At 65.3% G+C, this 23,071-nt stretch carries 20 protein-coding genes; 4 read left to right on the top strand and 16 right to left on the bottom strand.

Translation table 11 applies throughout. From position 1 onward, the window contains the following. Positions 1 to 15: 15 nt before the first annotated feature. Together cobM and cbiE are read right to left on the bottom strand one after the other, a co-directional pair. The gene (cobM, locus tag D3260_RS00710; protein WP_120096592.1) at positions 16 to 792 is read right to left on the bottom strand and encodes a precorrin-4 C(11)-methyltransferase; all 777 of its coding nucleotides are present in this window, start codon (positions 790 to 792) and stop codon (positions 16 to 18) included. Next, positions 789 to 2,048: a precorrin-6y C5,15-methyltransferase (decarboxylating) subunit CbiE gene (gene cbiE, locus D3260_RS00705; RefSeq protein WP_120096590.1), complete on the bottom strand. Its 1,260-nt coding sequence runs from the start codon at positions 2,046 to 2,048 to the stop codon at positions 789 to 791. Before cbiE ends, cobM begins: the two co-directional genes overlap by 4 nt. Before the next feature lie 28 nt (positions 2,049 to 2,076). Between cbiE and D3260_RS00700 the strand changes: the two genes are divergently transcribed. Further along, positions 2,077 to 2,829 (top strand): cobalt-precorrin-6A reductase, encoded by a 753-nt coding sequence (locus D3260_RS00700; RefSeq protein ID WP_158583329.1) that lies wholly within the window; start codon positions 2,077 to 2,079, stop codon positions 2,827 to 2,829. Here D3260_RS00700 and cobJ read toward each other — a convergent pair. Genes cobJ through D3260_RS00680 form a run of 4 tightly spaced genes read right to left on the bottom strand, consistent with a single transcriptional unit; the run spans position 2,811 to position 6,137 of the window. Beyond that, positions 2,811 to 3,590, bottom strand: coding sequence for a precorrin-3B C(17)-methyltransferase (gene cobJ / locus D3260_RS00695; RefSeq protein WP_120096589.1), 780 nt, complete (start codon positions 3,588 to 3,590; stop codon positions 2,811 to 2,813). The genes D3260_RS00700 and cobJ overlap by 19 nt on opposite strands. Continuing rightward, positions 3,587 to 4,327: a precorrin-2 C(20)-methyltransferase gene (locus D3260_RS00690; protein WP_120096587.1), complete on the bottom strand. Its 741-nt coding sequence runs from the start codon at positions 4,325 to 4,327 to the stop codon at positions 3,587 to 3,589. The genes cobJ and D3260_RS00690 overlap by 4 nt, the downstream gene beginning before the upstream one ends. Next, complete coding sequence (locus tag D3260_RS00685; protein WP_120096586.1) at positions 4,324 to 4,965, bottom strand: precorrin-8X methylmutase; 642 nt, start codon at positions 4,963 to 4,965, stop codon at positions 4,324 to 4,326. The genes D3260_RS00690 and D3260_RS00685 overlap by 4 nt, the downstream gene beginning before the upstream one ends. Next, entirely contained in the window at positions 4,962 to 6,137 is a 1,176-nt protein-coding gene (locus D3260_RS00680) for a hypothetical protein (RefSeq protein WP_158583328.1), read from the bottom strand. Before D3260_RS00680 ends, D3260_RS00685 begins: the two co-directional genes overlap by 4 nt. Before the next feature lie 169 nt (positions 6,138 to 6,306). Between D3260_RS00680 and bluB the strand changes: the two genes are divergently transcribed. Beyond that, complete coding sequence (bluB, locus tag D3260_RS00675; RefSeq protein ID WP_120096584.1) at positions 6,307 to 6,969, top strand: 5,6-dimethylbenzimidazole synthase; 663 nt, start codon at positions 6,307 to 6,309, stop codon at positions 6,967 to 6,969. Positions 6,970 to 7,047: 78 nt separating this feature from the next. On the opposite strand, the gene D3260_RS00670 is transcribed toward bluB, so the two are convergent. Both D3260_RS00670 and D3260_RS00665 read right to left on the bottom strand, forming a co-directional pair. Continuing rightward, entirely contained in the window at positions 7,048 to 7,866 is an 819-nt protein-coding gene (locus D3260_RS00670) for a YbaY family lipoprotein (protein WP_158583327.1), read from the bottom strand. 4 nt (positions 7,867 to 7,870) lie between these two features. Continuing rightward, the gene (locus D3260_RS00665) at positions 7,871 to 8,545 is read right to left on the bottom strand and encodes a DNA-3-methyladenine glycosylase I (protein WP_120096916.1); all 675 of its coding nucleotides are present in this window, start codon (positions 8,543 to 8,545) and stop codon (positions 7,871 to 7,873) included. Positions 8,546 to 8,879: 334 nt separating this feature from the next. Here D3260_RS00665 and D3260_RS00660 point away from each other — a divergent pair, with 334 nt between their 5' ends. After that, positions 8,880 to 10,907, top strand: a complete 2,028-nt coding sequence (locus D3260_RS00660; protein WP_120096581.1) for an NADPH-dependent 2,4-dienoyl-CoA reductase — start codon at positions 8,880 to 8,882, stop codon at positions 10,905 to 10,907. A gap of 498 nt (positions 10,908 to 11,405) precedes the next feature. Here D3260_RS00660 and betT read toward each other — a convergent pair whose 3' ends face one another. The 4 genes from betT to D3260_RS00635 all read right to left on the bottom strand — a co-directional run bounded on the left by betT (position 11,406) and on the right by D3260_RS00635 (position 18,940). Beyond that, a complete protein-coding gene (gene betT / locus D3260_RS00655) occupies positions 11,406 to 13,475 on the bottom strand; it encodes a choline BCCT transporter BetT (RefSeq protein ID WP_120096580.1) in 2,070 nt (689 codons plus the stop codon). Positions 13,476 to 14,041: 566 nt separating this feature from the next. Continuing rightward, positions 14,042 to 15,850, bottom strand: a complete 1,809-nt coding sequence (gene recQ / locus D3260_RS00645) for a DNA helicase RecQ (protein ID WP_120096577.1) — start codon at positions 15,848 to 15,850, stop codon at positions 14,042 to 14,044. Next, a complete protein-coding gene (locus D3260_RS00640; RefSeq protein WP_233543893.1) occupies positions 15,847 to 16,554 on the bottom strand; it encodes a hemolysin III family protein in 708 nt (235 codons plus the stop codon). The genes recQ and D3260_RS00640 overlap by 4 nt, the downstream gene beginning before the upstream one ends. An 88-nt stretch (positions 16,555 to 16,642) precedes the next feature. Further along, positions 16,643 to 18,940 (bottom strand): acyl-CoA dehydrogenase, encoded by a 2,298-nt coding sequence (locus D3260_RS00635; RefSeq protein ID WP_120096575.1) that lies wholly within the window; start codon positions 18,938 to 18,940, stop codon positions 16,643 to 16,645. 246 nt (positions 18,941 to 19,186) lie between these two features. On the opposite strand from D3260_RS00635, the gene D3260_RS00630 reads away from it, so the two are divergent. Continuing rightward, positions 19,187 to 19,894 (top strand): TetR/AcrR family transcriptional regulator, encoded by a 708-nt coding sequence (locus D3260_RS00630; RefSeq protein WP_233543918.1) that lies wholly within the window; start codon positions 19,187 to 19,189, stop codon positions 19,892 to 19,894. A 190-nt stretch (positions 19,895 to 20,084) separates the two neighbouring features. Here the strand turns inward: D3260_RS00630 and D3260_RS00625 are convergent, their stop codons facing one another. The 4 genes from D3260_RS00625 to mltG are packed head-to-tail and all read right to left on the bottom strand — an operon-like array spanning position 20,085 to position 23,063. Next, the gene (locus tag D3260_RS00625) at positions 20,085 to 20,429 is read right to left on the bottom strand and encodes a hypothetical protein (protein ID WP_120096573.1); all 345 of its coding nucleotides are present in this window, start codon (positions 20,427 to 20,429) and stop codon (positions 20,085 to 20,087) included. Next, positions 20,426 to 21,436, bottom strand: coding sequence for a DNA polymerase III subunit delta' (gene holB, locus D3260_RS00620; protein ID WP_120096571.1), 1,011 nt, complete (start codon positions 21,434 to 21,436; stop codon positions 20,426 to 20,428). The genes D3260_RS00625 and holB overlap by 4 nt, the downstream gene beginning before the upstream one ends. Continuing rightward, positions 21,427 to 22,062 carry a dTMP kinase gene (gene tmk / locus D3260_RS00615; RefSeq protein WP_120096570.1) on the bottom strand — a complete coding sequence of 212 codons (636 nt, stop codon included), beginning with the start codon at positions 22,060 to 22,062 and terminating at the stop codon, positions 21,427 to 21,429. Before tmk ends, holB begins: the two co-directional genes overlap by 10 nt. Continuing rightward, positions 22,059 to 23,063, bottom strand: coding sequence for an endolytic transglycosylase MltG (gene mltG / locus D3260_RS00610; RefSeq protein ID WP_120096569.1), 1,005 nt, complete (start codon positions 23,061 to 23,063; stop codon positions 22,059 to 22,061). Before mltG ends, tmk begins: the two co-directional genes overlap by 4 nt. Positions 23,064 to 23,071: the final 8 nt, after the last annotated feature.

Genomic DNA, 23,071 nt, shown 5'->3' with positions numbered 1-23,071 from the left:
GATCACGCAGCGGAATCAATCCTCGTGCGCCCACTGATGCGTACTGACGTGCTTCGGGTCGTACAGAGCGCTGCGGGCCAGCGTCGCGTCCGATCGCGCGGCCAGAACCGGGCCGACGAAAAGAATGGCGCTGCGACGTGTGGTCAGCGCGCGATCGAGCGTGTCGACAAGCGTGCCGAGCGTGGCGCGCACGATGCGTTCGTTCGGCCAGGAGGCCCGCTGTACCACGGCCACCGGGCACGACACGCCGTAATGCGGCAGCAGACGCTGCGTGATCGTCTCGGCACGGTGTAGCGACAGATGCAGAGCCAGCGTGCTGCCGGTGGCAGCGAAACGCGCCAACGTCTCGCCCGGCGGCATGGCCGAGGCACGCCCCTCGACCCGGGTGATCACCAGCGACTGGGCGATTTCCGGACGCGTGAGTTCCTGACCGAGTGCCGCGGCAGCAGCCGAGAACGCCGGCACGCCCGGCGTCAGCGTGTACGCGATGCCGGCAGATGTCAGCGCCGCGAGCTGTTCGGACAGCGCGCTGTAGACCGCCAGATCCCCGGATTGCAGGCGCGCCACATCGTGGCCATCGGCTGTCGCCCGGATCATGTGCTGGATGATCGTCTCCAGCGCCATGCCAGCCGTATTGATCGCGGAAACGCCCGACGGCAGGTGGGCCAGCACGCCTTCAGGGATGAGCGAGCCGGCATACAGACATGAACCACAGCTGGCGATGCGATCCCGGGCACGCAGTGTGAGCAGATCGGCCGCACCCGGGCCGGCGCCGATGAAATGCACGGTCATGACTCGTCCTCGTCGTTGCAGCTGGACCAGATCGTCACCGGGCGCAGCGGCTGCCAACCGGCAAAGCGTCCGAGCGGCTCGACGCGGGATACGGCCATGCGACGCAGTGTCCCACCGTGCGTCGTGTGTGCCCGAGCCAGTACGGCATCGCCTTCGACGGTGACACTCGTGGCCACGATACGCCCGCCCGGCGCGAGTCGTTGCCGGCAGGCGGACAGCAATGTCGGCCCGGTGAGCCCGCCCCCGATGAAGATCGCATCGGGCGCTGCCGTCTGTGTCTTGAATGCGGCCGGCGCCGAGTCGACGACGCATTCGAGGTGCGGCACGCCCAGCGCCTTGGCATTGGCCCGGATTGCGGCGACTCGGTCGGCGCGTTGCTCGATCGCGACGGCCTGGACATCCGGGTCGGCCAACAGCCATTCGATGGCGATGGCCCCCGAGCCGGCCCCCACGTCCCAGAGCCGCTCGCCGGGCCGCGGGGCGAGCAGTGCAAACACCGTGGCGCGGACCTCGCGCTTGGTGAGCACACCGTCGGTCTCGAACAGATGGTCCGGGCGGCCGGCACTACGGGCCGGACGCGGATCCGGCGTGGCTCGGGGCGCATCGGCCACGCAATCAATCGCCAGCACGTTGAGATCGGCCATCGGCCCGTCGGTCCACGTGCGTGCCGTGCCGGCATGGCGCTGTTCGTCGGCGCCGCCCATGTTCGACAGGACAACGAGCGCCGAGCGCCCGAAACCGGCCTCGGTGAGTATCGCCGCGACGCTCGACGGTGTGCTGGCATCCCAGGACAGCACCAGCAGGCGCTGGCCTTCGGCCAGTGACGGCAACAGCGTTTCGGTCGCCCGGCCGTGCAAGGAGCGGCACTGTACGTGCTGCAACGCCCAGCCCAGCCGTTGCGCGGCGAGCTGGAACGCCGCGGGTTGCGGCCAGCTCTGCATCTCCGTGGCCGGAATGTGGCGCGCCAGCGTCGCGCCGGCCCCGAACCAGAACGGATCGCCGGTCGCCAGTACCGCGACCGGCGCGCCGCGCCGGGCCACGACGGCGTCGATACCGGCCGAGAACGGCCGCGGCCAGACGAGTCGTTGCCCGCCGATATCGGCCGGCAGCATCGCCAGATGGCGTTCGCCGCCGACGATCAGCTCGGCCTGTTCGATCGCCTGTCGGGCAGCCGTGCCCAGACCGGCCCAGCCATCGAGCCCGAGGCCGATGAGCGACAACCAGGGCTGGACGTCGCCGGCCCGCTCGGGTGACATTGCGCCTGTCTCTTGCCGCGAGGTCGTTGTGCGTTTACTCATTCTGGGCGGCACCGGTGAGGCACGACGCCTGGCCTCGTGTCTTGCCGAACGCCGCGATATCGACGCCGAAATATCGTTGGCCGGCGTCACGCGCGCGCCCGCGGGGCTCGCGCTTGCAACGCGCCGTGGCGGGTTCGGCGGTATCGCGGGGCTGGTGCGATATCTGCGGCGCCACGCGATCGACTGTCTGATCGATGCCACACACCCCTTCGCGGCGCGCATGTCGCATCACGCCGTCGCGGCCGGTCGTCGGACCGGTATTCCGGTCTGGCGTCTGGAGCGCCCGGCCTGGCGGCCGCAGGCGGGCGATCGCTGGCATCCCGTGGTCGATACCGAACACGCCGCGGCACGATTGGCCGATTTCGGCCGGCACGTGTTTCTCACCGTGGGGGCACGTAGCCTGTCGGCGTTCGCCGCGGTCGATGACAAGGATTGGCTCGTGCGCAGCATCGAGCCCGTTGCCGCGGCTGCCTGTCTGGCCCGTGCACGATGGATCGAGGCACGCCCGCCGTTTTCGGTCGCTGAAGAGATGGCCCTGCTGCGCGATCATGCGATCGATGTGCTCGTGACCAAGAACAGCGGTGCCGCGACCATGCAGAGCAAGCTTGATGCCGCACGTCAGCTCGCCGTTCCCGTCCTGATGATCGAGCGGCCGACCCTGCCCCGGCCGGATCATCACTTCGACGACCTCGCCTGGTTGATGGCCGCACTCGACAGGCATCAGAAATCCGCCGGGTGACATCGCGGCGTATAGACACGTTGACGACCGTCGGGGGCGGCCAGCTGTCGGGTCGTCGAATTGCCGACGATGACGAGCGTGCGCATGTCGGCCTGATCCGGTGAGAAGGCCGACATGTCGGTCAGCGTGAGCTGCTGATCGCCCCGGCCGATCGCCGTACCCACGACCACGGGCGTGTGCGGCGTGCGATGGGCAGCGAGTATCTGCATCGCCTGACCGAGCTGCCACGGGCGGGCACGCGAGATGGGGTTGTAGAAGGCGACCGCGAAGTCGCCGAGTCCGGCGGCCTCGACCCGCTGCGCGATCAGCGACCACGGCTTGAGATTGTCGGACAGCGAGATCACACAGAAATCGTTGCCCAGCGGTGCGCCCGCGGCCGCCGCCACGGCCTGGATCGCCGAGACGGCCGGCGCGATATGGATGGCAACGCCGTGCCATCGGTCGTGCGCGGCTCGCTCGGTCGCCTCCCAGATCGCCGCGGCCATGCCGAAGATGCCCGGGTCGCCGCCCGAGACCACGACCACCCGTGCCCCCGAGGCCGCCAGATCGAGCGCGTGGGCTGCCCGCGCGAGTTCCTCGCGATTATCGGAACCGTGGCGTCGATGATGCGCCCCGCCGACACGCGCGACGTACGGGCCATAGCCGACCAGGTCGGTCGCCGCGGCGACCAGCGCGGCGGTTTCGGGTGTCAGCCAACGATCCGGACCGGGCCCGGTGCCCACCACAGCCAGCCAGCCGGTTTCTGCCGTGCCTGCACTCACAGTCGTTTACCGGTACCGGGCAGCAGCACCATGGAGAAATACGGGGCGCGATCGTCGCTGACCTCGGACAACGGCAGTACGCGTTCCCGCCCCTGGCTGGCACGCTCGACGTACCAGGCGCGCTCGGTCGCCCCGATGGCATCCAGCGCCGCCCGGATCCGGGCCAGATTGCGGCCGACCTTCATCACGACCGCTGCCTGGGCGATGGCCAGGGCCTCGCCGAGCTCGACATCCGGCAACGTGCCGGGAATCACCGACAGGACATCATCGCGCATCGCGATCGGCCGCGGCAGGCGGGCCGCTCCGGCCAGCATGGCCGGCACACCGGGAATGACCTCGGTGGGCACCCGATCGTGCAGACGCACAAACAGATGCATGAACGAGCCGTAGAAGAACGGATCGCCCTCGGAAAGAACGGCCACCGAACGGCCGGCCGCGATATGGGTGGCCACAGCCGTCGCCGACTCGTCGAAAAAGGCTTCGATGCAATCGTGATAGGCCTGCCCGTCGTAAGGCAGCTCGGTCGTCACCGGATAGGCCATCGGCAGCATGATGTGATCGGCACGCAGATGATCGGCGACGGTGCTCAGCGCATTGCCGCGCCCGGCGGTCTTGCAGAAATAAGCCACGACCGGGCAGCGCGCGAGCGCGTTAACGGCCTTGACCGTCAATAATTCCGGATCGCCCGGGCCGGTGCCGACGCCGAACAGCGTGGCGGTCTGCGCGTCGCCGCTCATATCGCGTCACTCGCGAACGCGTTGATGGCGGCCGCGGTGATCGCACTGCCACCGCGCCGGCCGTGCACCGTCAGCCATGCCAGGTCGAGATCGTTGGCCGCCAGCGCTGCCTTGCTTTCGATCGCCCCGACGAAGCCGACCGGCACCCCGACGACCGCCGCCGGTCGGGGGGCGCCGGCAGCGATGAGATCGAGCAGATGGAACAATGCGGTCGGCGCATTGCCGATCGCGACCACGGCACCGGCCAGATGATCGCCCCAGAGTTCGAGCGCCGCCGCCGAGCGCGTATTGCCGAGCCGCGCAGCGATGGCCGGCGTCTGCGGATCGCGCAGCGTGCAGATGACGGCATTGTCGGCCGGCAGACGCTTGCGGGTGATGCCGTGGGCCACCATCTCGCTATCCGCGAGAATCGGCGCGCCGGCGGCCAACGCGTCCCGGGCCGCCGCAGCGACGTCCGCCGAGGCCGCGATATCGTCGACCAGATCGGTCTGTCCGCAGGCATGGATCATGCGCACCGCAACATCGCGCAGATCCGCGGGGAATCGCGACAGATCGGTCTCTTCGGCGATGATGGCGAACGATTTTTCATAGATCGCGCGTCCATCCCGGATGTAGTGATGCGACTGCTCTGTTGTCAACGGCGCTCCCCTGATTGGTCGTTACGGCTCAGCCACGTGCATACCTGCGATCGCGTGAGCCCCTGTGCTTCGACGACGCCGTCCGGCGGCCCGTCTCGAATCACGTCGTATCGGCCGTCGCGCGCGGTCAGTGTCACCGGGGACGCGCGGCGGCCGGCACAGCCCTTGCGGCAGCCGGACACGTGCAGGCCGGCGGACGCCATCTCGGGCATGGCGTGCGCCAACGCGAGCGCGTCGCCGCGGGTGTCCGTGGTTGCCTGTGCACATCCGGCCCGGCCCACACACGCTGCCAGTCCGGCCCGTGGATCCGCCACGGTCACGATCGCGCCCAGTGTCCGCAGCTCGCGGCAGCGGCCCGCGCTCAGTTCCGGCACCACGAGCCGGCGATCCGGCAGAACGGCGATCTCGTCAGGGCCGGCGGCTGCCGCCAGCAGAGCCAGCGCGGCAGCCGGCACATGGCCGAATACGAAGCTCAGCACATGGCCAAGCGCCGGATCATACCCGATAAAGCGATCCGACTCGGCAAGAGGCCGCTCGATGTGCGCCGGCAACGGCCCCAACAGTTCTGCCGTCAGGGCCGTCCGTTCGGCAGGTGTCAGCGTCCGCAGCCGTTGCGTGCCGAAGCGTTCGGCGACCCCGCGCACCAGCTGCGCCGCGCACCCCGCGGCATCGGCATCGCCGTGTACCCGGGCCACCGGCGTCGCAGTCGCCCGCGTGCCGCCAACCGCAATGCGCCAGTCGCGCGCGCCGAGACGATCCAGGCGGATATCGGCATGGACTGCGGCAACCCCAAGCACGCCGCCCGCATCGATGGCAATCAGGAACTTGTCGGCAAGCGACGTCTCCGGCGGTCGAGCGGCCAGGGCATCATGGAGTCGGTGGCCGAGCGTGCGCGCATCGGTAGCTTCCCCGCCGCACACGGGGGTGCCCGAGACGACGATGTCCGGTACCCGTTCGTGTGTCGGCGTCTCGAGCCAGCCGGCGGCATCCAGGGCAGCAGTCGCTGCCGTGGGCGCTTCGACGCCGCGCAGTTCCAGCTTGGCGCGTCGGGTGACAAGCACCCCGTTCGTGGCGAATCGCTCGACGATCGGTACCAGAGCGGCCAGTCGGTCCCCTCGAATCCGGCCTCCGGGCAGCCGCAGGCGCAGCAATGCGCCGTCGGCTGCCCACATTGGCCGACGGGCGCTGGGGCACCAGCCTCTTTGCAATGGGTCCTCGGAAGATCGGCTCATGTCTCGTCGAAGACGGCACTCGACAAAAGCGCTGCTTGCCGTCGGGTTTCAATATGAGATCGACAGCCTACACTGACCGGCGTGATTCACGACCACCGATTGGCTGCGAATGAGCGCGCATGAATTCAGCCCCGACGAGATCGATGCCGTCTACCGGGCGATCGCGGCACGGCGCGACATGCGACATTTCATCGAGCGCGCGGTCGATGCGGACGTGCTCGCCCGACTGCTCGCGGCGGCCCATCGCGCACCGAGCGTCGGTTACATGCAGCCGTGGCGCTTCATCCGCGTGGTCGATCGTGGCCTGCGCTCGCGTCTTCGCGATCTGGTCGAGAACGAACGACAGCGCACCGCCGTGGCACTCGGTGAGGCCGGGAACCGTTTCATGCAACTCAAGATCGACGGGCTGGATCGATGCGGCGAGGTGCTGGTCGTGGCATTGACCGACGGCCGCTCCCGTCATGTCTTCGGGCGCCGTACGATGCCGGAGATGGACCTCGCTTCGGCGGCCTGCGCGATTCAGAACATGTGGCTGGCCGCACGCGCCGAGGGGCTCGGCATGGGCTGGGTCTCGATGTTCGAGCCGGCCGACGTGGCCGCGCTGTTCGATATGCCCGACGGGGCCCGGCCGATCGCGATTCTCTGCCTCGGTCACGTCGATGCGTTCTACGACCGTCCGATGCTCGAGGCCGAAGGCTGGGCCGAGCGACTCGACCTGGAACGACTGGTCGGACGCGATGGTTGGCCGGTCCCGGACACGCGCGAGACATAGCACCGCCACCGATGGCCAACCCCGGCTAGGCCCATGCCCGACGCGGTCGCGTCGGGCATGGGCGCGTCGCGCTGGTGTCTATGCGTCGCCCGGCGCGGCGTTGTCGTCACCGTTGGCGTTGCCCTGGTTATCGTGCCGGCCATTGTCCTGGCCGTCGGCCGGGGCGTCTTCTGCCGGCTTCGTGTCCTCGTTCGATTGGTCGCTGCCCGACTTGTTGTCGCCTGCCGTGACCGGTTCGCAGTCGTGGTGCGAGACCCCATCGAAATAGATCGACGTCACGCCGTTGCCCATGACGATCTCGTCCTTGTGGGTATCGACATAACGCACCGAACCGGCGCTCAGGCTCTTGGCGGCGCGCAGGTTGATCTGGCGTTTGCCCAGTCGTACCAACGCCCCGCGCTCGTTGTTGGCGAGCTGGAAATTGAATCCGTCGCTGCATCGAAACGCCTGGAACGGGCCGTCCGGCGACATGCGATACGGCTGGAGTTCCAGTTTGGTCGTGTTCTTCTGATCGAAGACCGCCACATCGCGCGGGCTCCGGCTCTGCCAGATCACATCGCCGTCGCCGTTCAGGATCTGGGCGCTCAACGCGTAATCGCCGGTGCGATCGAGCAACGCACGACCGACGACGATGGTGAAGCCCACCGGCGGTTGGCCCAGGCCGTGCAGCGTGCGTTCGGCGACGATCTGGTCGCCACCGTCGGCATCATCATTCGTCTCGATCAGGCTGACCCGCGCGCTGGCGTCGTCCGGCAACGTGACATCCTGGCCGGCCGGCGCGAGCTGCCCCTGAAGCTTGATCTGTTTCGGCTCGTCGGCGCCGCAGGCGGAAAGCGCCAGCACGGCCAGTGTCAGGCACGCCAGCGTGGCCCGGCGATATATCGAGGGTCGTGTCATGTCGTCACTTCGCTTGAATTGAAAAGGCAAGAATCTGGCTGAGCTGGCAATACGGCCGCCCGGTGGCTTCATGCCAGTCGTTGAACAATGATTGGGCGCGGGCCTGTCCGGCGCGGGTATGCGGCTTTTCCGCATAATCGGTCCAGTGCGCAAGCGCTGCGGCAACCCAGTCGGTCAGCAGGAACGTGTCCTTGCCGGCCATGCGCAGAAAACGTGGCCCGGACTGCCCGCCAAGCTGGACGAAGCATTTCTTGAGCTCGGCCCACAAATCGACGACTTCGTCTTCCGGCCAGTCGGCCAACCAGAATCCGAAGCTGCCGTACTCGTCGACGATGCGCTGCATCGCGATCGCGTTGTCCCGCACGGCGAATATCTTGCGACGGTGCCGGATCAGCGATTCATCCGTGGCCAGCTGCTTGAGTTCATCGTCACTCAGGGCCGCGACGTGTGCCAGGTCGAAATCATCGAAGGCGACTTCAAAGGCCGGCCACCGGGCGTCGACGAGCCGGTGTGTCAGCCCGGCCCGAAAGATCCGGCGACACATGACCGATAGATAACGATCGTCGCCGATCATGGCGAGGCTTTCCGGCGGCTCGGGGCGGACCAGGCGGGCGGCGAGCGTCTCTGCGTCACCCAGGCATGTCGCGGCCGCAGCTTCGATCTCGGCGAATTCGATCATCCAGTTCTCTAGGCCTGTTGAGGTTTCGTGCGAGTCCGCGCCAAGCGCTGTTCTGCGGCAGAACGGCGTTGTAGCCCGCTGGTGCAGAATAACTGCACGGCGCGCACTACGCCTGGTCTTGCGGCGTGGCGAGCCTGAATCGTGGCACGCCACGATCGGCGACTCGCGCCTTGCCGGACACACGGCGGTCTCTCGACGAAAAGGCGCTCGAACGACACATCAACAGGCCCTGGGACAAGGTCAGCCGCGCATTTTACGCATAGCGCGTGCCGAGACGGCCAACGCTTTCGAAAAGTGATAGTTTCACTTTTTCGGACACAACCGGATCACCCTGATGGCCGACACGCCCTACCCGCACCTGTTCGAGTCGCTGGATCTCGGCTTCACCGAGATTCCCAATCGCATCGTGATGGGGTCCATGCATACCGGCATGGAGGATTTCTTCTGGCATTACGGCGAACTGGCTGCCTACTTTGCTGAACGCGCCGCCAACGGCGTCGGCCTGATCGTGACCGGCGGCATCAGCCCGAATCGTGCCGGGTGGGTCGCGCCGCTGGCCGGGCGCATGACACACCTCGGCCATGTCGCCGCACACCGTCGGGTCACCGAAGCCGTCCATGCGGCGGGTTCGTCGAAAATCTGCATGCAGATCCTGCATGCCGGGCGCTACGGTTATCATCCATTCATCGTCGGCCCGTCCGACCGGGCTTCGCCGATCACGCCTTTCAAGCCGCGTCGTCTCGGGTTGCGTGGCATCGCGCGCACGATTACCGATTACATCCGCGCGGCACGCCTGGCCCAACGCGCCGGCTATGACGGCGTCGAGATCATGGGTTCGGAAGGCTATCTGCTGAATCAATTCCTGGCCGAGCGGGTCAACGACCGTCGCGATGCCTATGGCGGCTCGACGTCGCGTCGGCAACGAATCGTCACCGAGATCTTGGCCGGCATACGAGCGGCAGTCGGACCACGGTTCATCATCATCTATCGTCTGTCGATGCTGGATCTGGTCGAGCATGGCCAGACCTGGGACGAGATCGTGACGCTGGCACGCACGGTCGCCGCTGCCGGTGCGACGATCATCAATACCGGCATCGGCTGGCATGAATCGCGCGTGCCTACCATTGTCACCCGGGTGCCACGGGCCGCCTTCGCCGGCGTCACGGCCAAAATGCGCGAACACGTCGACGTACCATTGATCACCACCAATCGGATCAACACGCCGGAAGCCGCGGAAAAACTGCTGGCCGACGAGGTGGCCGACATGGTCTCCATGGCCCGGCCATTTTTGGCCGATCCGGCGTTTGCGGCCAAGGCCGCCGCTGGCCGGGCGGCCGATATCAATACCTGTATTGCCTGCAATCAGGCCTGCCTCGATCATACGTTTGCCTGGAAACGCGCGAGCTGCCTGGTCAACCCGCGCGCCGGCCGCGAGACACGGCTGAATTTCGCGCCAACCGACCGGCCGGCGCGTATCGCGGTCGTTGGCGCCGGTCCGGCCGGACTGGAGGCCGCCACGCGTCTCGCCGAACGAGGTCATCACGTCACGCTTTACGAAGCCGGCTCGGATATCGGCGGCCAGTTCCAGTTCGCCCGACGCATTCCCGGCAAGGAGGAATTCGCCGAAACGCTGCGCTATTACCGCCGTCGTATCGCACACACCGGTGTAGCGCTCGAGTTGTCGTGTCACGTCGAGGCCGCGACCCTTGTCGGTGCATACGACAAGGTCGTCATCGCGACCGGTGTCGTACCACGTCGGATCGCCATCGAGGGGATCGGGCACGCCAAGGTCATGAGCTATGCCGAACTCATCGCAGGCCATCGACCGGTCGGCCGACAGGTTGCGATCATCGGTGCGGGCGGCATCGGCTTCGATGTGGCCGAATATCTTACTCACGAGCGCCCGGCCCCGGCCGAGGACGCGGCCCGTTTCTTTCAGGAATGGGGCGTCGATCCCGCGTTCGCATCCCGCGGCGGTCTGGTCGAGGCCGAGCCTGCCCCGCCACCGCGCGCGGTCACGCTCTGTCAGCGCAGCACGCACAAGGCGGGCCGGGATCTCGGCAAGACCAGCGGTTGGGCTCATCGTGCGTCTCTGCGCCACAAGAATGTGGCCATGCGTGTTGGCGTGACTTACCAGGCCATCGACGATGCCGGCCTGCATATCACATGCGATGGCCAGCCCGAATGCATCACCGCCGATACCATCATCGTCTGTGCCGGCCAGACGTGCGAACGCACGCTCTACGATGCACTGCGCGAAAGTCGCCAACGCGTGCACGTCGTTGGCGGAGCCAGGCTGGCCACAGAACTCGATGCCAAGCGCGCGATTCGCGAGGCAGCGGAACTCGCGGCCCGACTCTGACTCGGTACAAAACAAACAGCGAACCCCGGATTCTATACGGGGATCGCTGTCATCCCAGGGCGTGTTGATGTTTCCTGCGAGTCCGCGCCCGGCGCGCCCTGAAATTGACGATGGGCGGCAAGACGAGGCGTCGTGCGCGCCGGGCAATCATGCTGCGCCAGCGTGCTACAACGCTGGATTGCCGTCGTGTTTTTGATTTTGGGGCACTTTTCTCTCTGGGTTGGGCTGCCCATGAAAAATCGACGATGGGCGCCCGGCCGCGTTGCCAGTCTGGATCGTGGCACACCACGATCGGCGACTCGCGCCCTGCAGGACACACTGCGGTCTCTCGACGAAAAGGCGCTCGAACGAAACCTCAACACGCCCTGGTGGCGCCGATTGATCCTGCGCGCCGAAGGCGGGAGGCATATGCCATATCGCGCGCCTGCGAGCCGGCCGTGCCCATGAAAAAACCCGGCGTCCGGCCGGGCTTTTTCATGACACGCCATCGTGACCCGATCAGTTACTCGGCTGCTCGGGACCGTCCGGCAGGGACGACTCACCCGGGGCGACCCGGTTGAGATGCAAGAAGTGCAGATGGCTCTCGTACTGGTCGAGGATGTCGTCGATGACCTGGGCCTTCGAGTAATCCATGAGGTCATACCCCTGCGTGCCCTCCGTGAGAAAGACCTCCAGCCGGTAGTAATCGCTGTTGGCCTTGGAGGCACGCATGGCAAACGTCGGTGTCTGGAAGCGCCGCGGCCAGACCTGATAATTGAAGTCCGGTTCTTCGCCCAGTGCGACGCGCAATCCGGCATGGCGTTCGTCGCCTTCCCCCTGGGTGAAGACCTCCACTTCCATGCCCTGCTCGCGCAGCTCGGTGGCTACATCGTCCATGGCCGGCCTCACGGCCGAATCGAGATAGCGCATGACGCTGCGATAACTCGGAAAGCTCATCGCGCGGGCAACGCGTCGCGTCCAGCTCACGGCATCGCGACCGCCCGTACGACTGGACAGGTGGCCAGGCAGGCTCACGCGCTGACTGTCGAACTTGAAGGCTTCCATCTGCAGGGCCTTCCACAGACCGGCCATCATGAAGAACAACACCACCGAGAACGGCAGTCCGGTGATGACGACCGCGCTCTGCAACGTGGCCAGGCCGCTGGTGCCCGACCCGGCCAACAGCAGCGCCAGTGTCAGCACGCCGATGATGACCGCCCAGAGAATACGCATCCACACCGGGGCGTCGCTATTGACGTTCTTCAGGTAAGACGTGAAGTTCGAGAGCACCAGTGCACCGGAGTCCCCGGACGTCACGAAGAATACGATGCCGAGTACCGTGACCGCAATCGTGGTGATCAGCGGGAACGGCATCTGGGCCAGGAACAGATAAATGCCGGACGGCGGGTTGTCCATGACCTGCTGGCCGAAATCGGTACCGCCGTTCATCGCCAGATCGAGCGCGGAATTTCCGAGCAGCGACATCCAGATCATCATGAACAGAATCGGCAGTGTCATCGTGCCGGCCACGAATTCGGCGATCGTGCGACCACGCGAGATGCGCGCCAGGAACAGACCGACGAACGGCCCCCAGGCGATCCACCAGGCCCAGAAGAACAGCGTCCAGCTGTCCAGCCAGCCCTGCGAATCCCCGAACGAGAATGTATCGGTCGACAGGCCGACGAAATTCTTGACGTAGTCGCCTACGTTGGTGACGAACGTATTGAGCAGAAACAACGTGTTGCCGGTGAAAAGCACAAACGCCAACAGCGCGATCGCCAGCAGGATATTGAACTCCGAGAGCCGCCGGATGCCTTTTTCGACACCGGTCACCGCCGAAATCGTAGCGAAACCGACGATCATCACGACAAGGAAGATCTGAGTCCAGATATTGGCCGTGATGCCGAACATGTAGTTCATGCCGAAGTTCAGCTGCACGATGCCGATCCCCAGCGCGGCGGCGATTCCGAACACCGTGGCGACCACCGCAGCCACATCGACCGTATGCCCGATCCAGCCGTGGATTCGATTACCGAACAACGGATAGAGCGCGCTGCGAATGGTCAGCGGCAGATCGTAGCGATACGAGAAGAAGGCCAACGACATGCCGACGAGCGAGTAGATTGCCCAGCCCGAAATACCCCAGTGAAGAAACGTCAGCTCCATGGCATGACGCGCGGCCATGATGTCGTCCGCGGGCCGATCGGGTGCGTTGTTGTACTGGAGAATGGGCTCGGCAATGCCGTAGAAGATGACACCGATGCCGATACCGGCGGAAAAGAGCATCGCCGACCAGGAGAACAGGTTGAACTCGGGGCGTGACTGCTCGGGGCCGAGGCGGATCCGGCCGAAACGCGACAGCGCCACGGCGATCACGAAGACCAGGTATAGGAGCACGGTGAGGAAGTAGTACCAGCCGAACGTTGCCGATATCCAGCCCTGTACCGCATTGATGACAGCCTGGGCCTCGCTCGTGAAGATGATCGTCCAGAGAGAGAACAGAACGATGGTGATGGCCGAGCCGTAGAAGACGATCGGGTTCAAACGATCTTCGGACGGCGGTGTGTTGTCGCTGGACGTCTGGCTCATGATGCTCCTGACTGGTGACACATCGGGGCGAGCGCGACGTACGCCGCCGGCACGGGCGCAAACCGCTCCCGCATCGGCGACACGAAAAGTCTGTTGTCCGCGTGCCGCGGTCCTGCGGCACCATCGGCCGCGCTTCCCCTTGACGATTCGCGAGTTCTTGCCCTCGCTCGCGATCAGCGTTTGAGCTTGCCGTTGCCTTGTACGCAATGCAACAACTGGTCGGTAGCGGTCAGGGGGCAAGTGGCGGCGCAAGCGCCGTCTCGTCCAGCCTGCAGCGCGTGCCGGCTCTCGGCGCTGTCGTCACGAGATAGGCCGCCGCATTGCCCCTGCGGTGCGCGTCAAGCAAGGCGCGGCCCGCGCCACAATCAAGGCTCGCAACGCCGCCGGACGTGATTTGCGGCCCAACCCGAAGGGACCAGTGCCCCAAAATCAAAAACACGACGGCAATACAGCGTTCTAACAGGCTGGCGCAGAATGGCACGCTATGCGTGCGACGCCTCGTCTTGCCGCCCATCGTCAATTTCAAGGCGCACTTGGCGCGGACTCGCACGACACCTCAACAGGCCCTAAGAGCAAAATCGCTCGATTGTCTCGACGAATGCCCGCCCGTAGGCATCTTTTTTCTTCGCCCCGACCCCTGGAATGCCGTCGAGTGCGGCCAGATCGGTCGGCTTGTTCGCCAACATGTGACGCAGTGTCGCATCGTGGAAGATCACGTATGGCGGCACGTCGTTCTCGCGGGCCAGTTCCGTACGCAGCGCGCGAAGCGCATCCCAGAGCGCTTCGTCTTCCAGCTCGATCGGCGGCAGATCCTTTTTCAGGCGGCTGGCGTTCTTGCGCCGGCCGCTGCGGTCGATGCGCAGTTCCAGTGTCTGCTCACCGCGCAGCAGGCCGCGACAATCCGGCGAGAGCTGGAGACCGCCATAGGCCTGCTCGACGCGCAGATAGCCGAGGGCGACCAGCTGGCGGATGACCGAGCGCCACTGCTTGGCGGACAGATCCGCGCCGACCCCGGCCGTCGAGAGGCGATCGTGGCCGAGCTGTCGTGCCCGGTCGCTATCGACCCCGCGTAGATGATCGATCACATGGGCGGTACCGAAACGCTGCCCTGTTCGATAGACCGCTGAAAGGGCCATACGGGCGTATTGCGTGGCGTCGTAGGTTTCGGGTGGATTGAGGCACGTATCGCAGTTGCCGCAAGGCGGCGACTCGGTCTCGCCGAAGTACTCGAGAAGATTGACGCGCCGGCAGGTGGCAAGCTCGCAATAGCCGAGCATTGCATCGAGCTTGCCGTGCTCGACCCGCTTGCGGATATCGGGCGCGTTGCCCTGCTCGATCATGCGTCGTCTCTGGACTGCATCGCCCAGCCCGTAAAGCATCCAGGCGGTGGCCGGCTCACCGTCGCGGCCGGCTCGCCCGGTCTCCTGATAATAGGCTTCCATGCTGGACGGCAAATCCAGATGGGCGACGAAACGGACATCCGGTTTGTCGATCCCCATGCCGAATGCCACCGTCGCCACGACGATCACGCCCTCCTCGCGCAGGAATCGCGCCTGGTTGTGTGCCCGCAGCGCCGGCGACAGGCCGGCGTGGTAGGCCAGCGCCTCGCGCCCGCGGGCCGACAGCCATTCCGCGGTTTCCTCGACCTTCTTGCGCGACAGGCAATACACGATGCCCGCGTCGGCATCGTGTTCGCCTTCGATGAAATCGATGAGCTGCTGTTTCGCGCTGCCACGTTCGGCGACGCGATACTGGATGTTCGGCCGGTCGAAGCTGTGTACGTAGTGCGCGGCCTCTTCCAGCGCCAGACGCTCGATGATCTCTTCCCGGGTGCGCAGATCCGCGGTCGCTGTGAGCGCGATTCGCGGCACGTCGGGAAAGGCGCCGGCCAGGCGTGAAAGCTCCCGGTATTCGGGACGAAAATCGTGTCCCCACTGCGATACACAGTGGGCCTCGTCGATCGCGAACAGGCTGATGCGAGCACGTTCGAGCAGCGCCATCATCCGCGGCTGCACCAGGCGCTCGGGCGCAACATAGACCAGATCGAGCGTGCCCGCTTCCAGTGCCTGCTCGATGTCGCGTTGTTCGTCTCGTTCGAGCGTGGAATTCAGATAGGCAGCGTTGACGCCAAGCTGGCGGAGAGCAGCGACCTGATCGGCCATCAGGGCGATCAGCGGCGAAACCACGATGGCCACACCACGACGCACCAGCGCCGGAATCTGATAACACAGCGACTTGCCGCCCCCGGTCGGCATGAGCACGAGCGCATCGCCGCCGTCGATGACGTGCGAGACGATCTCGGCCTGCTGGCCCCGGAATGCGTCGTAGCCGAAGACCTCGCGAAGCGTCCGGCTTGCCTGGCCTGTATCGGTCATGCGGCCGGCGACGCGCCGAGTGCCGCCGCCGCACTCGTCAACGGAATCACGTAGAACAACACGGCCAGCAGATGACAGGCACTGCCGCCGATGACGAACAGATGCCAGATGGCGTGGTTGTAAGGCATGCGCTCCCAGGCATAGAAGATCACACCCGCCGTATAGGACAGACCGCCGGCCACGAGCAGCGTCACGCCGCCCGGGGCCACGGTCTCCAGCAATGGTTTGATGACAAGCACCACGGTCCAGCCCATCGCCACGTAGAAAGCGGTGGACAGATACGGAACCCGCGTCAGGCGCGTCGTCTTGATGATCACGCCGAACAATCCGAGTGCCCAGATCAGCACCAGCAGACTCCAGCCCCACGGTCCGCGCAGATTGACCAGCGTGAACGGCGTGTACGTCCCGGCGATCAGGAAATAGATCGCCAGATGGTCGATGATCTGGAGAACACGCTTGGCACGCGGTGGATGAATCGCGTGATACAGCGTCGAGGCCATGTGCGAAAAGATCAGGCTCGCCCCGAAAATCGATACGCCGACGATGTGCCAGGCCGTACCGGCCAGCGTGGCGAAGACCACCATCACGACCAGCCCGGCGATCGACAGCGCAGCACCGATACCGGCAGTGATCGTATTGGCGATCTCCTCGCCAAGCGTATAGCCGCTGCTGTTGACCCGCGGCCCGGTCGTTGTCTCGTTCATGGCGCGCATTCTGCCACGGGCAACGCGCCATCGAACGATCGGCGTCTGCGCTCGGCTCGTGCCAGCCAGCGCAGACACCGCCACGGCTTCAGTCGTTGGCCGCGCGCGCGAGGGCCGGTGCGCCATCGGCATCGTCGACTGCGGCGGGCGCCGTATCGGTCTTCGCCTGGATCGCGGCGAGCGTATCGCGATAGTAGTCGTCCTTGTCGAAGACATCGACCTGAACGGCCGACAGGCGGGCCGTTTCGGCTTCACGCACCCGAGCGCCCTCATCGTCGGTGACGATATTCGCCTCGACCGCCGCCGGGATCGCCGCGATCACGTCCGGGGCCACCAGATCCCCCTTGCGAAGCGCCTTCTTGATTTTCGCCGTCGGTGCCTGGGCGGCAGCGACGAGCCGCCAGGCATGCAGCAAACGGCCCATGCCGGGTTCGCTGTCGCGCGGTGCACCGAGACCGCCGAGCGCCACCCGCTGATACTGTTCGCCCGGGGCCTGGACCGTTGCGGCCGCCGCTCGGTCCTCGGCGTCGGTCGGGCCACTCGACAGCGGGTTGATCCGCAGCCAGAAACGGCCCGGATAGCGCAGCAGCCAGCCCACCACCGGACCGCCGAAATTGGCGTAGATGCCATCGAAGGCCTGCTGGATCTCGAAAAGGCTGTGCTTGAGTGCCCAGTGTACGAGCGGCAGATCCTCTTTTCGCGCGCCTTCGGCATGGAATCGACGCAGCGTGGTCGTGGCGAAGACCATCCATGACAGCGCATCGGCGAACCGGCCCGAGAGTTTGCCGCGTTGCTTGAGCTTGCCGCCGACACAGAACATGGCCAGGTCGGTGAGAAACGCGAAACGCGACGCAGCCCAGCCCAGCTTCTTGAAATAGACTGCGGTTTCGCCACCGACCGGGCTCGAGACCGTGGCCCCGCGGGTGATGCCGCGCACCACGCCGCGACCGAAATTGGCCATGGAATGGCCGAGCCAGCCGACAATCGCCTTGCGGAAGGCCGCCACGTCGTCGGCCTGCACGGCCTCGAGCGTCGGCAGCGCGTAGGGATGGCAACGCACTGCCCCCTGGCCGAAGATCATCAGCGTTCGTGTCAGAATATTCGCCCCTTCGACCGTGACCGACACCGGCGCACCGATATAACCGCTGCCCAGGATGTTGTTCGGCCCCTGCATCACACCGGCGCCCGCCATCACATCCATGCCATCGATGAGACACTGCTGGCCGAGCTCGGTGGTCTGCTGTTTCAGGATAGCCGAGATCACCGGCGGATGATGACCGGCATCGACACCGGCGCAGACATAGATGCGCGACGACTCGAGCACATAGGCCAGTGCCGCGGTGCGTGCGATGCGGGCGGCCACGCCCTCCATCAATCCCACGGGGATACCGAACTGTTCGCGCACCATGCTGTACGGGCCCATGGCCGCCGCCGAGGCCTTGGCCGAGGCCACGCCGCCGGCCGGCAATGACACCGCACGCCCGCCGCCCAGCTGCTCCATGAGCATCCGCCAGCCCTGACCCGCCATTTCGGGGCCGCCGATGATCTGGTCCACGGAGGCCACGACATCACGACCGTGGATCGGCCCGTTGTCGAACGCGGAAATCGGCAGATGATGATCGCCCAGCGACAGCCCGGGCGTGCCTTTTTCGAGCAGGACCACCGTGATGCCGGGCAGCTCGCCCTTGCCGAGCAGGTTGTCCGGATCGTGGAGCTGGCAGGCCAGACTGACCAGATTGGCCACCGGTGCGAGCGTGATGTAGCGCTTGGAGAAGTTCAGCCGAATCTTGAGTTCACCATCCGTATCGCGAAAGACACGGCCTTCGGCCTTGATCGAGGCGGCATCGGAGCCGGCTGTCGGCTCGGTCAGGCCGAAACAGGGCACGAGCTCGCCGCTGGCCAGGCGCGGCAGGTATTGCGATTTCTGTGCGCCCGTGCCGTAGCCGATCAATAGTTCAGCTGCCCCCAGGGTGTTCGGGATCACGATGAGCGTGCCGATCGGGCCCAGCTGGGATGTCTTCATCATGACCGAGCTGCGGCCCAGCGTCGAAAACCCCGAACCCCCGTATTCCTTTGGAATGATCAGGCCGAAGAAGCCGTTTTCGCGCAGGAATTGCCAGATATCGTCCGGAATGCGTCGAGTGTTGTGCAGTTGCCAGCGATCCACGCGATGAAGCAATTCTTCGACCGGCCCGTCCAGAAAAGCCTGCTCGTTTTCGGGTAGCGCTGGATACGCCTGCGCCATCATCGATCGGAAATCAGGATTACCTGAAAAGAATTCGCCGTCGATCCAGACCGAACCGGCCTCCAGCGCCTGGCGTTCCGTATCCGAGATGCGCGGCAGGAGTTGGGCTTTCTTGATGTAACGCAGCGTGCTCGCAAACATGCAGACCTCCACGGGCGAATGCCCTCGACAAGCGACCGACAACCGGCACACCACCATGCTGTCGCGTATGGTCAGAGCTTAGCGGTCGAGAGTGCACACGCCAAGAATAATTGAAATTACCCTTTTGCAGAGTGGCATCGCCGACCAAACGATTGCGTGCAATTATCGAAAAGATTAAAAATTATTTAATTCCTATCAATAAATTGATAGATTCGCGCGCCCTGAAAGCGACGGGCTTCATCGGTGATGCAACATCACGCAAAAACAAACCGCGAACGAGAACAGGCGCTGGCATCGATCGACCCGGCCACGCGCACGCGTATCGAGAATGCCGCGCGCAAACTGTTCGCCGAAAGCGAGTTTCATCGCGTCAAGCTGATCGATATTGCCCGGCACGCACGCATCAGCCTTCAGACGCTGTACAAGTACTACGGCAGCAAGGAGAACGTGCTCTTTGCCAGCCTGGATACCTGGCTGGCGACACTGGCCCAGCGCATGCTCGACCATCTCCAGGGCATCGAGAATTTTCGGGATCGGCTGCGCAAGGTGTTCTGGGTGTTGCTCGAGTATTTCGAGCGTAACCCGGAAGTGGCCCAGATCATTCTGAGTTCGGTGTATCTGAATACGTGGCGCGAGGACGATACCTTTCGCCAGCCCGAACTGATGTCCGTCTTTCTCGGGGTGATTCATGAAGGTCGTGCCGCCGGGGTGCTCACCGACCGGATCGACGAAGTCGAGATCTCGGATTTCATATGGGGTGTGGCCAACCGCAATGTGGCCATGTGGCTGGTGCGCGGACGGCGTTACGGTCTGGCGGAAAAGGCACCGACCCTGTTCGAGATGATCTGGCGCGCTATTGCCAGCGATGAAGCGCTGGCGGGCTCGATCGATATCGAGCCCGCCACGCCCGAACTTGCCTCGGGGCGCTCACGAGCCGGCGGCCGCGCTGGCTGACGGCGGACGCCGCGGGCAGCACGCCTTGTGGCCTTTTTGATGTGTCGTCGGAGCACGGCATTGGCGGCCGCAAATCACGCTCGGCGGCGTTGCGAGCCTTGGTCGTGGCACGCCACGATACGGCGACTCGCGCCTTGCCGGACACCATTTGTGGCGCCAACGCCGCCCTCGAACGAAACCTCAACAGGCCCTAGCGCCTGGCGGCAGCCTCCGGCTTCATCACGCGGCGACGAATGTCCGGCCCTTCAGTCTCACTGAACTGAATACCGATCCCGGTACGCCGCTGTCCGCGCGTCGGCGCCAGCCAGACGACACGCGTGGTCATCGCGATGCGCTCGCCCGTGGCACGGACATGCAGCACCAGCGGCAGCGCCGCGCCGAATTCGTAATGCGCATCGCCGAGCTGCGACTGGTCGATGAACAAGCCACCGTTGCGGATGAACGGCATGAACGCGGCTTCGAGGCTGGCGATTTCTTCGATCTCGATCTGCACGGCGGTGCCGTCATTGACGGCGGATTCCGATTGCTGGTTCATGTCCGGCCCGCCTCCGTGACGCGCTCACTCAAATCGATGAACAAGGACTCTAGCATCAGGCGCCAGTCCGCGTTCGCCTCGACGTTCTGTGCCACGGCACCCACTTTGCGTGACCAGGCCTGCAAGGCGACCGGGCCGAGCCGCCGAGCCGCGGCGGTGGCGGTTTCGTCCAGGGGGCTGTCCTGTTCTGCGGCCACGCAGGCAATCAACAGGTCCGCCGAACGGCGATAAACCCAATCGACCCAGGGCCGTCGCTCGGCCTGTGCTGCCCGCTCGGCCACGGCCACGGGGTTGGCGCGTCGTGCCAGAAGCCGCGACAGATCCTGGTCCCACTGGGTGATCTGCTCTGCCAGTCCGGTTTCGTGCGCACCGATGACGGCCAGCGGCGCGCGCAACCGATCATCCGGTGTCTGGTCGACTGGAATATCCCGCGTAGCCAGCCAGCGGCGGGCCGCATCGAGGCTGGCAGCGGGTATGCGCCATTGCTGACATCGACTACGAATCGTCGGCAGCAGCGAGGACAGGCGGTCGGTGATCAGCAGGATATGACAGCCCGCAGGCGGTTCTTCCAGCGTCTTCAGCAGGCTATTGGCGGCGCTGACGGTCAGCGCGTCGGCGGGGTCGATCCAGCCGACGCGGCCGGAGTCGTACTGCGAGGTCAGATGCAAGGCGTGCGCGAACCGTCGCACCTGGTCGACTTTGATGCGCTTGCCCGGCTCGTCCGGTACCAGGCGCGATATGTCCGGATGGGTGCCGGCCCGGCGCTGACGACAGCCGCTGCATTGGCCGCAGGCCTCGCCCTGCGTGTCCCGTTCACGGCACAACAGTGCCGCGACCGTGCGCTCGGCGAAACGTCGTTTGCCGACGCCGCCCGGCCCACAGAACAACAGACCGTGGGCCACGCGGTCACCGTTCAAGGCACCGGCCATATGCGCCCAGAGATCCTCATGCCACGGCAGTGCGAGCTCGACCTCGGCCGCAGCGCGCGCCTCGGTGTCTACAGCCATGTCTGCACCGCGCTCGCGATCCGTTCCGCCACGGTATCGACCTCGGCCGCGGCATCGATGACGGCGTAACGCGCAGGGGCAGCCGCCGCCCGGTCGAGGTAGCACTGCCGCACGACTTCGTGGAAGTCACGAGCTTCTTCGTCGAAACGATTGCCCTTGCCACGTGCCTCGGCTCGCGCCATGCCCTCGGTGACCGGCAGATCGAGAAGCACGACACCATCCGGGCGCCGCTCGCCCTGTACCAGGGCCTCTAGGGTCTCGACCGGTCCATGGCCAAGCCCTCGAGCGGCCCCCTGGTACGCGAAACTGGCATCCGTGAATCGATCGCAGATCACGATTTCGCCGGCTGCCAGAGCCGGCTCGATCACTTCCGCCAGATGGGCGGCCCGCGCAGCAAAGACCAGCAGCAATTCACTCATGGCCGGCATCGGGAGGCCGTGATCGGCCATCAGCACCGCGCGCACGGCCTCACCGAGCTGGGTTCCCCCGGGTTCCCGCGTCGTTCGCACGCGATGCCCGTCGGCTTCAAGACGGGCGGCCAAGCGCGCGATCTGGGTCGACTTGCCCGCACCTTCGCCGCCTTCCAGCGTGATCAAGCGGCCGCTTGAACGCGCTTGTTCCGTCATGACCCCCCCAGTTGATATCGACGTACGGCTTGATTCTGCTCGCTCAGCGTATCGGAAAACACGTGGGTGCCATCCCCCCGGGAGACGAAATACAGCGCCGTCCCAGGCTTGGGATGCAGAGCCGCCCGGATCGAGGCGCGCGACGGCGACGCGATCGGCGTGGGCGGCAGGCCAGCGCGTGTATAAGTGTTGTAAGGCGTATCACGCTCCAGATCGGATTTATGGATATTGCCGTCGTAATTCGGAATGCCGTAGATGACCGTCGGATCGGACTGGAGCCGCATGCCCTTTTCCAGTCGGCGGGTGTAGACACCGGCCACGCGACCGCGCTCGGCCGACACGGCGGTCTCTTTCTCCACGATCGAGGCCAGGATCAGGGCCTGATACGGGCTCTCGACGGCCGTGTTCTGGCCACGCGCCTGCCAGGCCTGATCGAGAAAATCCGACATGGCGTTGTAGGCACGCTTGAGGAAGGCGACATCGCTCAGCCCCCGGGGAAACATATAGGTATCGGGCATGAAACGCCCTTCCGGTTTTTCGCCCGGGTGCCCGAGTGCGGCCATGATCTGTGCATCGCTCTTGCCCGACAGCGTGTGCTTTAGGGCGTCGTCGCCTTCGACCTTCTGCATGATCTGCGCGAAACGCCAGCCCTCGACGATCGTCAGGCGATGCTGGCGAATCTTGCCGGAGACCAGCAGCGACACCAACTGCGCCGGACGCTGGCGTGCCGGTATCAGATACTCGCCACTCTTGACCTGCGTCGCCTTGCCCGTGAGCTGCGCATACCAGGACAGATAACGTTCGTCGCGGGATTTGCGGATGACGCGGGCGTCGGACAGCTGATGCATGAGTGCCCGGAACGTGGTGCCGGGCGTGACTTCCACGAGCTGTGGCTGGCTGTTGGCCAGAGGCGTGGTAAAAAACCGTGCGACGTCGGCACCGAGGCAGGCCACGAGGAAAATGATGATCAGGCCGGTCAGGCCGAGAATGCGCTTGAACAAGCGATGAC

It is taken from the genome of Salinisphaera sp. Q1T1-3, assembly GCF_003602005.1.
Classification (GTDB): domain Bacteria; phylum Pseudomonadota; class Gammaproteobacteria; order Nevskiales; family Salinisphaeraceae; genus Salinisphaera.
Note: the sequence above shows the minus strand (reverse complement) of the source record. Positions and strands in the feature narration are given on the sequence as shown.

What these genes read in the sequence shown, in the direction of transcription:
- cobM (WP_120096592.1), bottom strand. Translation starts at nt 792, where the DNA reads ATGACCGTGCATTTCATCGGCGCCGGCCCGGGTGCGGCCGATCTGCTC.
- D3260_RS00635 (WP_120096575.1), bottom strand. Translation starts at nt 18,940, where the DNA reads ATGTTTGCGAGCACGCTGCGTTACATCAAGAAAGCCCAACTCCTGCCG.
- D3260_RS00690 (WP_120096587.1), bottom strand. Translation starts at nt 4,327, where the DNA reads ATGAGCGGCGACGCGCAGACCGCCACGCTGTTCGGCGTCGGCACCGGC.
- D3260_RS00665 (WP_120096916.1), bottom strand. Translation starts at nt 8,545, where the DNA reads ATGATCGAATTCGCCGAGATCGAAGCTGCGGCCGCGACATGCCTGGGT.
- D3260_RS00640 (WP_233543893.1), bottom strand. Translation starts at nt 16,554, where the DNA reads ATGAACGAGACAACGACCGGGCCGCGGGTCAACAGCAGCGGCTATACG.
- D3260_RS00625 (WP_120096573.1), bottom strand. Translation starts at nt 20,429, where the DNA reads ATGAACCAGCAATCGGAATCCGCCGTCAATGACGGCACCGCCGTGCAG.
- betT (WP_120096580.1), bottom strand. Translation starts at nt 13,475, where the DNA reads ATGAGCCAGACGTCCAGCGACAACACACCGCCGTCCGAAGATCGTTTG.
- D3260_RS00630 (WP_233543918.1), top strand. Translation starts at nt 19,187, where the DNA reads ATGCAACATCACGCAAAAACAAACCGCGAACGAGAACAGGCGCTGGCA.
- holB (WP_120096571.1), bottom strand. Translation starts at nt 21,436, where the DNA reads ATGGCTGTAGACACCGAGGCGCGCGCTGCGGCCGAGGTCGAGCTCGCA.
- tmk (WP_120096570.1), bottom strand. Translation starts at nt 22,062, where the DNA reads ATGACGGAACAAGCGCGTTCAAGCGGCCGCTTGATCACGCTGGAAGGC.
- bluB (WP_120096584.1), top strand. Translation starts at nt 6,307, where the DNA reads ATGAGCGCGCATGAATTCAGCCCCGACGAGATCGATGCCGTCTACCGG.
- D3260_RS00660 (WP_120096581.1), top strand. Translation starts at nt 8,880, where the DNA reads ATGGCCGACACGCCCTACCCGCACCTGTTCGAGTCGCTGGATCTCGGC.
- D3260_RS00680 (WP_158583328.1), bottom strand. Translation starts at nt 6,137, where the DNA reads ATGTGGGCAGCCGACGGCGCATTGCTGCGCCTGCGGCTGCCCGGAGGC.
- recQ (WP_120096577.1), bottom strand. Translation starts at nt 15,850, where the DNA reads ATGACCGATACAGGCCAGGCAAGCCGGACGCTTCGCGAGGTCTTCGGC.
- cbiE (WP_120096590.1), bottom strand. Translation starts at nt 2,048, where the DNA reads ATGTCACCCGAGCGGGCCGGCGACGTCCAGCCCTGGTTGTCGCTCATC.
- D3260_RS00670 (WP_158583327.1), bottom strand. Translation starts at nt 7,866, where the DNA reads ATGACACGACCCTCGATATATCGCCGGGCCACGCTGGCGTGCCTGACA.